12 protein-coding genes are annotated in these 14,517 nt (G+C 53.7%); 8 read left to right on the forward strand and 4 right to left on the reverse strand.

The features are described from left to right. Window positions 1–7: 7 nt before the first annotated feature. From ACJ77P_RS07850 to coaBC, 4 genes are read right to left on the reverse strand one after another with little or no spacing between them, the layout of a single operon-like run. Complete coding sequence (locus ACJ77P_RS07850) at window positions 8–751, reverse strand: slipin family protein (protein ID WP_367359147.1); 744 nt, start codon at window positions 749–751, stop codon at window positions 8–10. A gap of 22 nt (window positions 752–773) precedes the next feature. Beyond that, window positions 774–2,066, reverse strand: coding sequence for a nodulation protein NfeD (locus ACJ77P_RS07855; protein ID WP_367359146.1), 1,293 nt, complete (start codon window positions 2,064–2,066; stop codon window positions 774–776). Further along, a complete protein-coding gene (locus tag ACJ77P_RS07860) occupies window positions 2,056–2,841 on the reverse strand; it encodes a uracil-DNA glycosylase family protein (protein ID WP_408997929.1) in 786 nt (261 codons plus the stop codon). Before ACJ77P_RS07860 ends, ACJ77P_RS07855 begins: the two co-directional genes overlap by 11 nt. Before the next feature lie 10 nt (window positions 2,842–2,851). Next, complete coding sequence (gene coaBC / locus ACJ77P_RS07865; RefSeq protein WP_367359144.1) at window positions 2,852–4,123, reverse strand: bifunctional phosphopantothenoylcysteine decarboxylase/phosphopantothenate--cysteine ligase CoaBC; 1,272 nt, start codon at window positions 4,121–4,123, stop codon at window positions 2,852–2,854. 407 nt (window positions 4,124–4,530) lie between these two features. On the opposite strand from coaBC, the gene ACJ77P_RS07870 reads away from it, so the two are divergent. The 8 genes from ACJ77P_RS07870 (at window position 4,531) to ybeY (ending at window position 14,501) form a co-directional block, all read left to right on the forward strand. Then, window positions 4,531–5,913, forward strand: a complete 1,383-nt coding sequence (locus tag ACJ77P_RS07870) for a B12-binding domain-containing radical SAM protein (RefSeq protein ID WP_408997930.1) — start codon at window positions 4,531–4,533, stop codon at window positions 5,911–5,913. A 179-nt stretch (window positions 5,914–6,092) separates the two neighbouring features. After that, a complete protein-coding gene (locus tag ACJ77P_RS07875) occupies window positions 6,093–6,323 on the forward strand; it encodes a hypothetical protein (protein WP_367359142.1) in 231 nt (76 codons plus the stop codon). Continuing rightward, the gene (locus ACJ77P_RS07880; protein ID WP_408999411.1) at window positions 6,316–7,833 is read left to right on the forward strand and encodes a M16 family metallopeptidase; all 1,518 of its coding nucleotides are present in this window, start codon (window positions 6,316–6,318) and stop codon (window positions 7,831–7,833) included. The genes ACJ77P_RS07875 and ACJ77P_RS07880 overlap by 8 nt, the downstream gene beginning before the upstream one ends. A gap of 18 nt (window positions 7,834–7,851) precedes the next feature. Further along, entirely contained in the window at window positions 7,852–9,282 is a 1,431-nt protein-coding gene (locus tag ACJ77P_RS07885) for a M16 family metallopeptidase (RefSeq protein WP_408997931.1), read from the forward strand. Between the two features lie 86 nt (window positions 9,283–9,368). Next, a complete protein-coding gene (locus ACJ77P_RS07890; RefSeq protein ID WP_367359140.1) occupies window positions 9,369–10,616 on the forward strand; it encodes a M20 family metallo-hydrolase in 1,248 nt (415 codons plus the stop codon). Window positions 10,617–10,703: 87 nt separating this feature from the next. Next, window positions 10,704–11,717 carry a PhoH family protein gene (locus tag ACJ77P_RS07895; RefSeq protein ID WP_367359139.1) on the forward strand — a complete coding sequence of 338 codons (1,014 nt, stop codon included), beginning with the start codon at window positions 10,704–10,706 and terminating at the stop codon, window positions 11,715–11,717. After that, the gene (locus tag ACJ77P_RS07900) at window positions 11,714–14,089 is read left to right on the forward strand and encodes an HD family phosphohydrolase (protein WP_408997932.1); all 2,376 of its coding nucleotides are present in this window, start codon (window positions 11,714–11,716) and stop codon (window positions 14,087–14,089) included. Before ACJ77P_RS07895 ends, ACJ77P_RS07900 begins: the two co-directional genes overlap by 4 nt. Further along, window positions 14,046–14,501: an rRNA maturation RNase YbeY gene (gene ybeY, locus ACJ77P_RS07905; RefSeq protein ID WP_367359137.1), complete on the forward strand. Its 456-nt coding sequence runs from the start codon at window positions 14,046–14,048 to the stop codon at window positions 14,499–14,501. The genes ACJ77P_RS07900 and ybeY overlap by 44 nt, the downstream gene beginning before the upstream one ends. The last annotated feature ends 16 nt before the right edge of the window (window positions 14,502–14,517 follow it).

Raw genomic sequence — 14,517 nt, forward strand, 5'->3', positions numbered from 1 at the left:
TTCCCTTTTATTCCTTTTCCTTTATAAAATGGCTGAACATTTCAATGGGAACCGGGAAAACCGTCGTCGAGTTGTTCTCCGAGGCGATCTGACTGAGGGTCTGAAGATAACGCAGCTGGACGGAGATCGGTTGGGTCCTCATCAGAGCCGCCGCCTCAATGAGCTTCTGGGCCGCCTGAAATTCTCCTTCCGCGGAGATGATCTTTGCCCGCCGCTCTCGTTCCGCTTCAGCCTGCTTGGCCATGGCCCGTTTCATCTCTTCAGGCAGATCGATATGCTTGACCTCCACAAGGGAGACCTTGATTCCCCAGGGGTCCGTGCTGCGGTCCAGAAATTCCTGCAGCTGAAGATTGATCTTTTCCCTCTCCGACAGCAGCTCATCCAGTTCGACCTGTCCGCAGACGCTCCGAAGGGTGGTCTGTGAAAGCTGAGAGGTGGCATAGAGGTAGTTCTCCACCTGAATAACCGCGGAGTTGGCGTCCATCACCCGGAAATAAACGACGGCATTCACCTTGATCGATACATTGTCCCGCGTAATGACGTCCTGCGGCGGCACGTCCATGGTGATAGTCCGCATGTCAACCTTGACCATCCGGTCGATAACGGGAATGAGAATAATAAGCCCCGGACCCTTGACGTTGAGAATCCGCCCAAGCCGGAAGATCACTCCCCGTTCGTATTCATTGAGAACACGAATGGCCGATGCCAGAAACATCACCACCAGAACGACAAGAACGATTGGCACGTACATGATTCACCCTCCCTTTTTTTGGTTATATTTCCCTGACCTGCATCTTCATCCCTTCAATGCCCTCTACCGTGACTTTTTTCCCTTTCGCCACAGGCTTCTCACTCCATGCGTCCCAGTATTCCCCCCTTATAAAGGTCTTGCCGGCATGGTGAATGTCCGTCACAGCAACGCCCTCCGCACCGATCAGTTCTTCGTAACCGGTGTGCTTTTTCCCCATCTGTGCCTTGACAACCAGACTGACAACAAAGACAAAAAAAGCGGAAACAATCACCAGAGTGGGGATCATGACCTTGAAGGATACCCGCAAGGCCGGTTCAGGAGAGTCAAAAAGCAGAAGCGAACCCAGCAGCAGGGAAATGACGCCGCCCACCGACAGGAGCCCGTGACTGATGATCTTTATTTCCGCGATAAAGAGAATCAGGGCAAAAAGGATCAGGGCAATGCCCGCATAATTCACAGGAAGGGTCTGCATGGCGAAAAAAGACATGATCAGGGAGATGCCGCCGATCACGCCAGGAAGAATCGCCCCTGGTTGCGCCAGTTCAAAGTAAAGGCCGGCGACACCGAGAAGAAACAGGAGATAGGCGATATTGGGATCACTGAGGGTCGTGAGGACCTTTTGCCGAAGGTTCATCGGAATTTCCCGGAGCATGGCCCCTTTTGTTTCCAGAACCCGCACATTTTCGCCAACCCGGACTTCTCGGCCGGAAAGCTGCTCGAGCAGCTCGGTCAAATCCTTGGCAACCAGATCAACGACCCGCGCCTGGAGAGCCTGATCGGCTGGAATCGATTCGCTCTTGCGCACCGCCCTTTCCACCCATTCCTCGTTTCTCCCCTTCTGCCTGGCAATGCTGATCGCATAGGCAACGGCATCGTTTTCCACCTTTTCCATCATGACCTTGTCGCCTCCCCCCCCGATGCCGATGCCGACAGGATGCGCCGCGCCGATGTTGGTACCAGGGGCCATGGCCGACACATGGGCCGCCATCGTGATGATCATCCCCGCTGATGCGGCCCTGGCTCCCGAGGGTGAAACATACACAATGACGGGGATCGGCGCCCCCAGAAGGCCTTTTACAATGTCCCGCATCGCGAGGTCCAGTCCGCCGGGAGTATCCAGAAGAACAACCAGTCCATTTGATCCGGATTTTGCCGCCCCGTCGATGCCCTGCAGAATGTAATCGGCAACAGGAGGCGTAATGGCGGAATCGATGCGAATAACGTCATAGACAGGCTGCCTTTCCGCGGCAGACAGGAAACCCGTCCCTCCCAGGATCAGCCACAGGATCAAAAAAAACCGTGCTTTATGTTTCACCTGAGTTCTCCTCTCCGAGGACTTTCATGATCTTTTGCACATCTTCCCACGCCTGCTTTTTGGCCGCCGGATTCCGCAGAAGATAGGCGGGATGGTAGGTCGGCATCAGTGGGATTCCGTGATAATCATGGAAGCGACCACGCAGCACGGTAATGGGCGTGCCTTTCTTTTTCAGCAGTGTCTGGGCCGCGAAGGTTCCCAGGGCACAGATAACCCGGGGGCGGATAGCCTCCAGCTGCTGCACCAGATGGGGCTCACAGGCCGCGATTTCCTCCGGCAGGGGGTTCCGGTTTCCCGGAGGGCGGCATTTCAGGATGTTGCAGATGTAGACGTTTTCCCGCTTCAGCCCCATGGCATCGATAATCCGGGTCAGAAGCTTTCCGGCACGTCCGACAAAGGGCCTTCCCTGCAGATCCTCTTCAGCGCCCGGCGCCTCCCCCACGAAGACCAGCTCCGCGCAGGGACTCCCCTCTCCGAAGACGAGATTCCTTCTTGTTTTTCCCAAAGAACAGAGGGAGCAGTGTTCCACATCCCGGAATATCTCATCGAGAGATCGACCGTTTTGAGCTGATCCTTCCCCGATGCTCAATGCACCCGGCACTGCAGACGTTTCTTTTTCGGGAACAGGAGGCTCTTTCCCGGGCGGCGTCGTTTTCTCTGCCCCCACGGCCAGCCATGACAGGGGGCGATGCAGATCCCGCTCAAGCTCAAGCTGGCTCTTGAGTGACCGGACGAGCATCAACAGCTCCTCTCTTAAACGATCGGATTCCATCATCAAAATGATCTTATTGAAGCCTGTTTTTCCCGCCGGCGGTCTTCCAGAGAGACAATAAGGACTCCGTCTTCTGTTCGGGTTGACTGCGGCGGCGTTCCCGAATTTCCCGGACTTTGTCCAGGATGACTCCAGCCGCCTCCATCTTATCCATCAGCGGCAGCTCCTGCATCTCCCCATCCCGGTCCAGAATCGTGATGATATTGGTATCTCCCTGAAAGCCGGCCCCCTCTTTCGTGACGTCATTGGCCACGATGAAGTCCATGTTCTTGGCCACCATCTTTCCAATGGCGTGTTCAACAAGATGTTCGGACTCCATGGCAAATCCGACCAGGATCCGGTCCTCCTTCTTTGCTCCGATTTCATGAATGATATCGGGGTTTCGTTCCAGCTTCACGGTCAAGTCTTCATTTTTTTTCTTGATTTTCTGATCCTGCCTGACCGCCGGCCTGTAATCGGCCACCGCTGCGGCCTTGATCACCACCGTCGCTTCCGGAAGGGCAGCCATTACGGCATCCCGCATTTCCCTTGCCGACGAGACGGAGACATGGAAAACTCCGGCAGGAATAGGCAGCTGCACCGGGCCGCTGACGAGGGTCACGGTTGCCCCCCTCCGACGGGCCATTGTGGCGACCGCATAGCCCATTTTTCCGGAAGAGTAGTTGGTAATGAAGCGGACGGGATCAAAAGGTTCCCGGGTAGGCCCTGCCGTGACCAGGACATGCTCATCGACCATATCCTTGACCGTCAACAGAGATTCGATTTCCTCCAGGATTTTCGGAATTTCCGGAAGTCTGCCCTTTCCCGATGTGCCGCAGGCCAATTCGCCTGCCGCGGGCTCCAGGACATGATATCCGTACCCGGCCAGCTTCCGGACCTGCTCCTGGACGATGGCGTTCTCATACATGTTGACATTCATGGCCGGACAGATCAAGACCGGCGACCTTGTGGCCATGACCGTCGTTGTCAGGAGGTCATCGGCGATTCCCGAGGCGATCTTCCCGATCACATTGGCCGTTGCCGGAACGATGACCAAAAGATCCGCATAATCGGCTAGGGCGATGTGCGCAATCTCATAATCTTTAATGGTATCAAACATATCCAGAAACACGGGGCCTCCCGACAGGGTCTGCATCGTGAGCGGAGTGATGAATTCCCGGGCATGGCGGGTCATGACAACCTTGACTTCCGCTCCCCCCTTCACCAGCTGCCTGGTCAGCTCCGCAGCTTTATAGGCTGCGATTCCCCCGGTTATTCCCAGTATGATTTTCCTGTTTTTCAGCATTTTTGTCGATCCCTCTAATAAGTACCCGTAATTACGTATATTTACAGAAATCAGACTATAGCAGTTCTAGGTGGCAAGTTCAAGGAATTATTCGCCTGATCACCGACGCGTCTCGTTCTGTAAAGGGATCCGCCGGTTCAACCAATCCGGATCTCGAACCGCCTTCGTTACGTGAACTCCCTCCTGTAACCGATCGGCTTCGATTCGAACCAGAAGGGACATTTTCATCTTGTCCTCAGGCAGTCGGTTATGCTTAAATCACGCCTTATCTTCTTCAAGGGATCTGATGGTCATGGGGTGTTCATCCCGGTCTTCCTGAGTTTCGGAACCGGGGTGCGCCGACATCGGGAATAAGACATGAAACAAAAACCGTCATCTTCTATAACGTTTCCTCCAAAACCGACGTCATGAGAAACGCAAACGTCCTGCTGATCAACCCCTGGATCTATGACTTTGCCGCCTATGACTTCTGGAGCAAGCCGCTGGGTCTCTTGTACCTGGCCGGCATCCTGCGGAAAAATTCCATTTCTGTCCAGCTCATCGACTGCCTGAATCCGCTCCATCCAGGATTGAGTGACGACAGCGGTATCAGGAAACCGAAAAGAAAAGGCTTCGGACAGGGTCAGTATCCCAGGGAGGTCATCGCCAAACCCGACCCCCTGCAGGGCATACCGCGCAACTATCACCGCTATGGCATTTCACCGCGTCTTTTAAGGCAGGAGCTGCATTCCTGCGCCTCTCCCGATCTGATTCTGGTCTCCTCCATGATGACGTACTGGTATCCGGGGGTGTTCGATGTCATCAGGATTGTCAAGGAACTTCTTCCCGGAGTTCCCGTTCTCCTCGGTGGCAACTATGCCACCCTCTGTCCGGAGCATGCGTTGCGTTCGGGTGCCGATCACGTCCTTCCAGGAGAAGGGGAGCAGCATCTTCGATTCATCATTGAGGAACTGCTTCGACAGGAGATCACATTCCTCCCGGATCCAGCCGACCTGGACACGCTGCCCTATCCCGCTTTCGATTTGCTGCCTTACAAAGGCCAGCTTCCCATCATGACATCCCGGGGATGCCCGTTCCGCTGCGTGTATTGCGCCTCCCACATCCTGAACAGCGGCTTCCGGCGGCGCTCCCCCGGACGGGTGGCCGAGGAAATCGCTTTCTGGAACCGTCGATTCGGGATTTCACACTTTTCCTTTTATGACGACGCCTTTCTGATGGATCCAGAGGAAATGGCCGTTCCCCTGATGGAAGAGCTGATCCGAATGAGGCTGTCCTGCCAGTTCCATTGCCCGAACGGCCTTCACCTGCGCAGTATCGATGAGAAAATCGGCAGGTTGATGCTCCGCTCGGGTTTCCGCACCCTCCGCTTCGGCTTCGAAACGTCCGACGCCGGTCAGCAGGTTCGAACCGGGGGGAAAGTATCGAACGCACATCTGGAGAGGGCCGTGTCCTGCCTCAAGCAAGCCGGGTACAAGGCTTCAGAGATCGGGATGTATCTCCTCTGCGGACTGCCGGGGCAGACAGCCCAGGAGGTGGAGGAAAGCATCCGTTTTGTTCTTTCCTACGGTGCGAAGCCCATACTGGCTGAATTCTCGCCGATTCCCGGAACCGGTTTATGGAACCGATCCGTTTCCGCCTCGCCTTACGATCTCGTCAACGAACCCCTCTTTCACAACAACACCCTTCTTCCCTGCCGCCATGAACACTTTACCTATGACGACTACCGAAGGCTGAAATCCATGATTCGGTCCTACGGGAAGACGGTTTCTCCGCCTCTTGCCGCCCTGTGATCCTTCGCTGAAAGGATTGCTCCTGTCTCCCTTCATTTTTCCTGTTGCTCTTGAACAAAATCCCGGATAGTATACACCATTTATGATATGCGGCAACGAACAACAGGAAGGAGTCCCGCGGAAAAGCATCTCCAAGGGAAAGGGGAGCGTTTACGGGCTATTTTGGAGACAATCGTCCCATGCTGACCTTTTGGCTGAAAACGGTGTGCGTCGGCTGTGCTTCACTGTTTTTTTTCCTCATGGGAATAGACAATCTGATCCATGCCTATTCGTTGACAAATCCGCACATGTTTATTGTATACTTTTTCTCGTCGAACCTGATTATCCTGATCAGCTTCACCGGCCTGCTTTTTTCCGTTTTCCGCATTGTCACCTTCATCAAAAAAAGGGGATCAAACCGTGATGAATAGAATCGCCCGAACCCGTCTTTACAGCTTCCTCTTTTCCGCCGTGGTTTGCTGCCCGGCGCTTCTTCTTTGTCTTTCTGATTCTTCCTGCGCCTATGACCTCGAAAAGCAGGTTAAAACATATACCCTGGAAAACGGGTTGAGGATTTTGATGGTGAAAAGGGATTTCAGCCCCACCGTCTCCTTGTACATCCGCCATAAGGTCGGGGCCGCTGACGAGCAGAGCGGAAAGACAGGGACCGCCCATTTCCTGGAGCACATGCTTTTCAAGGGCACCCGCACCATAGGCACGAAGAATTACGGGCGCGAAAAACGCATCCTCGATGAAATCGCCCGGACCGGAGACGCCCTGGACCAGGAGAGAAGAAAGGGAGAAAAGGGGGACCCTTCCAAGATGAACTCTTTTCAGATCCGACTGGACGAGCTTGAGAATGAGCAGCGGACCCTTGTCCTTTCCAACGAGATAGACCGGCTCTACTCCGAAAACGGCGCTGAGGCGCTTAATGCTTCGACAAGCCAGGACGTCACGACCTACCAGGTCAGTTTACCGGCCAATAAACTGGAGCTCTGGGCCAGGATCGAATCGGAACGGATGATGGCGCCGGTGTTTCGGGAGTTCTACGCCGAGCGGAAGGTCATCATGGAAGAGCGCCGGCAGAGCATCGAGTCCGACCCCGACGGAAAGCTCATGGAGCAGTTTCTCGCAGCAGCCTTTATAGCCCATCCCTATGGGCGGCCGATTCTGGGCTGGCCTTACGACATGAGCTATCTGAGCATCAAAGATCTGGATGGCTTCCTGAAACAATACCATACTCCCAGCAACACCGTCATTGCCGTCGTCGGAAATATTCACCATCAGGATGTCCTGCGGCTGATTACAAACTATTTCGGGCCGATCCCCGCCGGGGAACCACCCGAATCACGGATTACGGAGGAGCCCCCGCAACTGGGGGAACGAAGAATCGCCGTTTCATTTGACGCCAATCCAAGACTGGTCATGGGATTTCACAAACCCACCCTTCCGTCGCATGATGATTATGTCTTCGACGTGATCCAGGCACTTCTGACCGATGGAAGGGTCTCTCGGCTCCACAAGGTCCTGGTGGCGGAAAAGGCTGTGGCGGAAAGTGTCCGTTCGGCAAGCAGCATGCCGGGGACCCGCTATCCGAATCTATTTACACTGTTCGCCACGCCTCGTCATCCCCATTCCCTCGCTGAACTGGAGGAGGCCTTGATGATCGAACTGGAGCGGCTGAAAAAGGAACCGGTTTCAGACCGCGAACTGGAGCGTATTAAAAATTCCCTCAAAGCCTCATTTGTGCGCAGCCTGGATTCGAATGCGGAACTGGCCAGCATGCTCTCCTATTTCGAAACGGTTGCCGGAGACTATCGCTACATTGTTGATCACCTGAAGATCATAGACAATATCACCCCGGATGACCTGATGAGAGTGGCCAGGCAGTATTTTACGCAGAACAACAAAACCATCGCCTTGCTTTCAAAAACCCCTTAGAATGAACAACCTTCAGCCATGAAAACACTCTTACTGATCCTGAACATGATATTCGTAATCACCTTTACCTGCCATGGCGTCGCCCCGGCCTCGTCCGCCGAGCCCGACACTCTGATTCCCCCGGAGCGTCTGCACTATGCGCCTCTCAAGTTTCAGATTCCCCGGGCGGAAATAGCGGCGCTGGCCAACGGCATCCCCCTTTACATCGCCGAGGATCATGAGCTGCCTCTCGTAAAACTGACGGCCCTGGTCAGGGCTGGAATCGCTCACGATCCGTCGGGGAAGGAAGGTCTTGCCGATCTCGTGGGCGGTGTGCTGCTGACGGGCGGCACACAGCTTCTCTCCGGGGATGAAATCGATGAAGCGCTTGCCTTTATGGCTGCGGATATTGACTGCGGCGTCTACCTGGAATACACCCTCCTGACCCTCTCCGTCCTGAGGAAGGATTTGGACAGGGCTCTTGAGATCTTTGCATCGATCCTGAGAAATCCCGTTTTTGAGAAAGAAAAGTTTGCAACGGCCAAAAACCTGGACATCGAGGAACTGAGAAGGATACCTGACGATCCTCAGAATCTCGCCTTTCGTACCTATCGCAAGCTCCTGTACAGGGGCGATCCCCGGGGCAGACTTTCAACCCTTCAATCCCTTGAAAGGATTGCCCGAACAGATCTCCTGAACTACCACCGGGCTCATTTCACCCCGGGAAACATCCTGCTGTCTGTTTCCGGCGACATCACCGTAAAGGAAGCCTTGTCCCTGCTGAATCGCTGTTTGGGCGACTGGCAGGAGATCAATCCCGGCATGACGGCCCTTCCCCCGCCTCGAAGGGAGACCGAGGCATCCCTGACGCTCCTTCCCAAGGAGACGCCGCAATCCGTCATTATTTATGGCTCTTTCGCCCCCCCGATATCCTCCCCGGACTGTTATCCCTTTACCGTCCTGGATTTCATTCTGGGAAGCGGCGGCTTTCAATCCCGGATGTTTCAGGAGATTCGAACCAATCGCGGGCTTGCATACAGTTCGGGAAGCTTTTATCAGGCGAGAAGGGATTATGGGATCTTCGAGGCCTATGTCTTCACGAAGGCTGAATCCACCGCTCAAGTCCTGGGTCTGATAAAGGAGATTATACGAGAGTTCCAGGAAAAAGAGGTCGGCACCGGGGAATTGCAATGGGCCAAAAACGCCATTGCCAACAATTTCATTTTTACGTTCAAAACCGCGGATGATGTGGCCCTTCAACAGATGATGCTTGAATACAAAGGTCTTCCCGGCAGTTTTCTGGAGGAATACCCCGACAGGATTGCAGCCGTCGGAGCCGAAGATGTCAGGCGGGTCGCGGCAGCATATCTTGATCCGCAGAAATCGGTGATTCTCGTGCTTGGTCCGGAAAAGGAATTCGATGCCCCCCTTTCCAGGTTCGGAACGGTAAACCGGGAAGACGCCTTTTAGCGAGCGGCTGGTTTCCGACCCGTTACGATGGGCGTTCCTTTTTACCCAGGGGGATATTTATAACACATGAGGGAGATGATGAATAAATGGCAATGATTGATCGGAAGGCGTTCCAGAAATTATGCCGCAGAATTGATTCCTATGAAGAGGCAATGATTGAAATGCAGCGGTCCTTGACGGCCATTCCAGCCCTGTCCCCTGAGAGCGGGGGGCAGGGTGAATACGAGAAGGCAGGTTTTCTGAAATCGATCCTTCAGGAATGGGGCTTCAAGAATACCTCTGAGATAAACGCACCCGATCCAAGAGTGGCTTCGGGCATCCGCTCCAATTTGCTGGTCACGCTCCCGGGCAGGGATACGGAGAAAACAGTCTGGCTTCTGACCCATCTGGACATCGTTCCTCCCGGGGAGTTGAGCTTCTGGAGCCACGACCCCTATCAGGTCGTCGTCACGGACAGGCTCGTCTTCGGAAGGGGCACGGAAGACAATCAGCAGGACCTCATCGCGTCCCTCTTCGCGGCCAGATCCCTGGTGGATGAGGGAATAGAACCGGAGTCTTCCATCGGCCTGGCCTTTGTCGCCGACGAAGAAACGGGAAGCCTTTTCGGCCTGGATTTTATCCTCAAGGATTCTCGGAATCCCTTCCGGAAGACGGACCTCATTGTCGTGCCCGATGCAGGCAACGAGGAAGGGTCATTGATCGAGATCGCGGAGAAGAGCATCCTCTGGCTTCGGGTTAAGACAACGGGAAAGCAATGCCACGGAAGCAAGCCTCATTTGGGAAGAAATGCCTTTCTGGCCGCCTCCCATCTCATTGTGAAACTGACGGAACTGTACAACCTGTTCAGCAGAAGCGACGCGCTCTTTGAGCCGCCGGTAAGCACCTTCGAACCGACACGAAAGGACGCCAACGTCCCGAATGTCAACACCATCCCGGGAGAGGACGTCTTTTTCATGGATTGCCGCGTTCTCCCGGATTACAGCCTTGCCGGCGTCTGGCAACAGATCAGGAAGACAGCCGACTCCATCGAACAGGATTTCGGGGTGAAGATCGACATAACGGCCGTTCAGGAGACTGAAGCCTCTTTGCCCACGCCGGAAAATGCCCCCGTCGTTCAAGCATTGAAGAAGGCCATCTCGGAAATCTATTCCCTGGATGCCTTTCCTCGCGGGATAGGAGGCGGAACCGTGGCGGCTCATTTCCGGCGACAGGGTTACCCTGTCGCCGTGTGGTCAAAAGTGGGGCAAAAAGCCCATCAGCCCAACGAGTGTTGCAGCCTGGACACCATGCTTGGCAATGCAAAAGTCTTTGCCCATCTGTTTTTACAGAAATAAAAGACCCCTACAAAGACGTTGAAAACGTTTTTGTATAGTGTTAGCGTTTTCACCGTTATTTTGATTATTATTTTTTCAAGGAAACCCATGGTATCGAAAACCGCACTTGAATCCGATGTCGTTGAAAAACTGACGTTCACGCATAACGACACATTGAAATATCTCCTCGGTGAGCAGGACAGGAACATTCATCTCATAGAGAAACTGGAGCCCGTCAAGCTGGCCGCAAGGGGAAACACCGTTTCCGTCTCGGGAGACGCGATTTCCGTCGAGCTGGTGAAAACCCTTCTGCTGCAGCTTTACAAACTGATCCAGCGGGGCTATCCCGTCTTTCCCTCAGACATCGATTATGCCCATCGCATCCTGGCCGGGGACAAGTCCCTCTCCCTGGAAAAAATCTTTCTCGACACGGTCTTTATTTCGTCCAAGAAGCGGATCATCACCCCCAAAAGCATCGCCCAGAAAAAATACATCGACGCCATACGGACCCACGACATGACCTTCTGCATCGGTCCTGCAGGGACAGGCAAAACATACCTGGCCATGGCCATGGCCGTATCATTTCTGCTGGACAAGAAAGTGGAGCGGATCGTTCTGGCCCGGCCCGCTGTCGAGGCAGGAGAAAGACTGGGATTCCTTCCGGGCGACCTGGCCGAGAAAGTCAATCCCTACCTGAGACCCCTGTATGACGCATTGTTCGATATGATGGATTTTGACAGGGCAACGGGCCTTATTACCAAGGGGATTATCGAAGTTGCCCCCCTTGCCTTCATGCGGGGAAGAACCCTCAATGATGCCTTTGTGATTCTCGACGAAGCCCAGAATACGACCTCGGAACAGATGAAAATGTTTCTCACCCGATTGGGCTTCGGCTCTAAAGCCGTTATTACGGGTGATATCACGCAGATCGATCTTCCTGCCGACAAAGTCTCCGGCCTTGTTGAGGCCGAACAGATTCTCGGCAGAACACCGGGAATACGCTTCATCCATTTTACGGAGGTGGATGTGGTCCGGCACTCGTTGGTGCAGGAAGTCATCAAGGCCTACGGCCATTTTCAAAGCTCGAAAGTCAAGGGCTCTTCAGCTCACCGGGAATCATGAAGATAATCGATCTGACAAAGGATTATTTCCGCAGTTTGTCCCGGGAACTGGCGGCGAAGATACCGGACATGCCGGCGCTGGCCAAAAACGTGAAGTTCCAGCGGATGGCCGTCCTCGTGATCGTCGCCGTCATTCTTTCCTTTCTGATCACACCGGAATTCTACATCAGCCATCCGCAGTTCAAGATCGGCTCCATCGCTCCCAAGGACATTAAAGCGGACAAGGATTTGCTCGTTGAAGACAGGGCCTCTACCGAGCAGAAGAAGCGGGAAAGCATCCAGGGCACGAAATCCGTTTACGACTATGACAATGCCCTGGCGGAACATCTTGTGTCATCTGCTTCCTCAGCTTTTTCCAAAATGCGGATTTTTCTGAAGGATCCAGCAAACGAGGGCCTGACCGGACTCCCCTCACCTTTCAGCAATAAGGCCTTCCACGGGGCCATTAACCAATTTCAGCAAAGCCTTGGAATCAAGCTCTCCGAACAGGAGTTGAGAATTCTCCTTCAGGAAAATTTTTCCGAGAGCCTCGAAGAGAAGATCGTACAGCTTCTTCGTGCCGTCTATGTCAATCGATATTTTGTCAATACCAGATTGCTGGCCCAGGACATGTCCCTGGGAATCACACTTCGAAACGTCCGGACCCAACAGGAACAGAACCTGGCCGACTTGTCAGATCTTCTTTCTCTGGAAAATGCCTACGATCTTTTGATTCAAGAGGCCGGGGCTCTTCTGCAGGGTCAGAAAAAAGAGGTCCGACAGACGGTTCTTTCCTTCACCAAGAGGCTGATCCAGCCGAATGTGACGTTCAACCGAAATGCGACGGAGAAAAAGAAGGCGGAAACCCTGGATACCGTCAAACCCGTCTTTTTCCTTGTTCAGAAAAATGAAATGATCGTCCGTGAGGGCCAGAAAATTTCCGAACTCGACAAGGAAAAGCTGGATGCATTCTACAGCAGAAAGGGACAGGAATCCCTTGCAGATTTTTCTGTTTTGCTTGGGATTTTCTTGACCATTGTCATTCTCTCTCTCGTTCTTTACTTCTGGCGCACAAGGAACTGGCCCAAGAGGCAGGAGCGAAGCATCGTCAACAGCCTATTTCTGTCCACGATCTCTGTTTTTTCAATCCTTATGGTCAAGGCGGGAATTTTTATTTCCGATGCCGTCAACCGGGCATTCCCCACTCTTTCCACCGAGGCCTTCCTCTATGCCATCCCCTTTGCTGCAGGGGCCATGCTCGTCGCCGTGTTGACCAATCGGAATCTGGCTCTCGTGTTGACCATTTTCCTATCGTTTCTCGTTTCCTTCCTGTTTGACTATGACATCAAAATGAGCCTCTTTTGCTTTCTGGGAAGCGTCGCCGCCTCGTACCATGTTGTAAGCTGCCGCCAGCGCTCCGCTTTTTTCAAAGCCGGCCTCTTCCTGGGGTTCTTCAACATGGCCGTGATTATCTGTCTCAGCCTTGTGTTCAAAGCCCCCCTTTCCATTGATCTCATAGCCCGACTGGCCATGGGACTTGCAGGAGGCCTTCTTTCCGGCATCCTGGTCGCCGGTCTGACCCCGCTTTTAGAATCCATTTTCAACTACACGACGGACATCAAACTTCTGGAATTAGCCAATTTGAATTCACCGATATTCCAGCGAATGATGATGGAGGCACCGGGAACCTACAATCACAGCGTCGTTGTTGCCTCCCTTGTCGAAGCGGCCGCCGAAGCCATCGGCGCGAACCCGCTGCTCGCCAAGGTCAGCGCTTATTACCACGATATCGGCAAGCTGAAAAAGCCACTATACTTCATTGAAAACCAGAGAAACGGCGACAACAGGCACGATAAGCTTTCCCCCAGAATGAGCGGCCTGGTGATCATCTCTCATGTTAAAGACGGATGTGAAATCGCGCAGCAGGCAAAACTGGGCAAGGAAATTACCGATATCATCCGAGAACATCACGGCACGGGACTGGTTCGCTTTTTCTATGACAAGGCCAAAAAGGACAAGGACACCTCCATCAGTTCCCTCCCTGAAAGCGATTTCCGTTATCCGGGGCCGAAACCGCAGACCAAGGAGGCTGGGCTTGTCCTGCTGGGAGACGCCATTGAAGCTTCGTCTCGGACTCTGTCCAACCCTACGCCGTCCAGAATCAGCAATCTCGTTCATGACCGGATTGAGAAAATATTCATGGACGGGCAGCTCGATGAATGCGAGCTGACCATGCGCGACCTGAGCAGGATTGCGGAAATTTTTATACGGATCTTAAACGGGATCTTTCATCACCGCGTTAATTACCCCGAACAAAGCGACCGGGAAAGCGCTCATCGAAAGGATGCCAATGGCCATATCGATTCAAAACCATCAGAAAAAGGCAAAAATTGATCTGCGGCGATTGCGGCGGGCCCTGAAAAAGCTTCTTCTCCATGTGGATTGTGCGGACAGCGATATCAGCCTTCTTCTGACCGATGACGATGAAATAACCGGGATCAACGAGCGCTACCTGGGCAGGAATTATCCCACCAACGTCATTTCCTTTTCGTTTCTGGAAGGAGAATACTCCGGCATCAATCCCGGCCTTCTGGGCGATGTTGTCATCTCTGTTGAAACGGCTCTCCGGGATGCTGAAAAGGGGGGGATTCCTCTGGAGGATGAACTGGACTTTCTGCTCATTCACGGACTCCTGCATATCCTGGGCTACGATCACGAACATCCGGATCCCGACCGGACACAAGAGATGCAAAAAAAAGAGCAGGAACTCTTCTTCCTGCTCCATGGCTACCCGCTGGATCTTTGACTTTTAACGGGTGGAC

The organism is Syntrophus buswellii (genome assembly GCF_046097065.1).
Taxonomy (GTDB): domain Bacteria; phylum Desulfobacterota; class Syntrophia; order Syntrophales; family Syntrophaceae; genus Syntrophus; species Syntrophus buswellii.

Excerpts from the sequence above, each read along its gene's own strand:
- ACJ77P_RS07875 (WP_367359142.1), top strand. The coding sequence starts at position 6,093 with ATGCTGACCTTTTGGCTGAAAACGGTGTGCGTCGGCTGTGCTTCACTG.
- ACJ77P_RS07870 (WP_408997930.1), top strand. The coding sequence starts at position 4,531 with ATGAGAAACGCAAACGTCCTGCTGATCAACCCCTGGATCTATGACTTT.
- ACJ77P_RS07850 (WP_367359147.1), bottom strand. The coding sequence starts at position 751 with ATGTACGTGCCAATCGTTCTTGTCGTTCTGGTGGTGATGTTTCTGGCA.
- ACJ77P_RS07890 (WP_367359140.1), top strand. The coding sequence starts at position 9,369 with ATGGCAATGATTGATCGGAAGGCGTTCCAGAAATTATGCCGCAGAATT.
- ybeY (WP_367359137.1), top strand. The coding sequence starts at position 14,046 with ATGGCCATATCGATTCAAAACCATCAGAAAAAGGCAAAAATTGATCTG.
- ACJ77P_RS07880 (WP_408999411.1), top strand. The coding sequence starts at position 6,316 with ATGAATAGAATCGCCCGAACCCGTCTTTACAGCTTCCTCTTTTCCGCC.
- ACJ77P_RS07900 (WP_408997932.1), top strand. The coding sequence starts at position 11,714 with ATGAAGATAATCGATCTGACAAAGGATTATTTCCGCAGTTTGTCCCGG.
- coaBC (WP_367359144.1), bottom strand. The coding sequence starts at position 4,123 with ATGCTGAAAAACAGGAAAATCATACTGGGAATAACCGGGGGAATCGCA.
- ACJ77P_RS07860 (WP_408997929.1), bottom strand. The coding sequence starts at position 2,841 with ATGATGGAATCCGATCGTTTAAGAGAGGAGCTGTTGATGCTCGTCCGG.
- ACJ77P_RS07895 (WP_367359139.1), top strand. The coding sequence starts at position 10,704 with ATGGTATCGAAAACCGCACTTGAATCCGATGTCGTTGAAAAACTGACG.
- ACJ77P_RS07885 (WP_408997931.1), top strand. The coding sequence starts at position 7,852 with ATGAAAACACTCTTACTGATCCTGAACATGATATTCGTAATCACCTTT.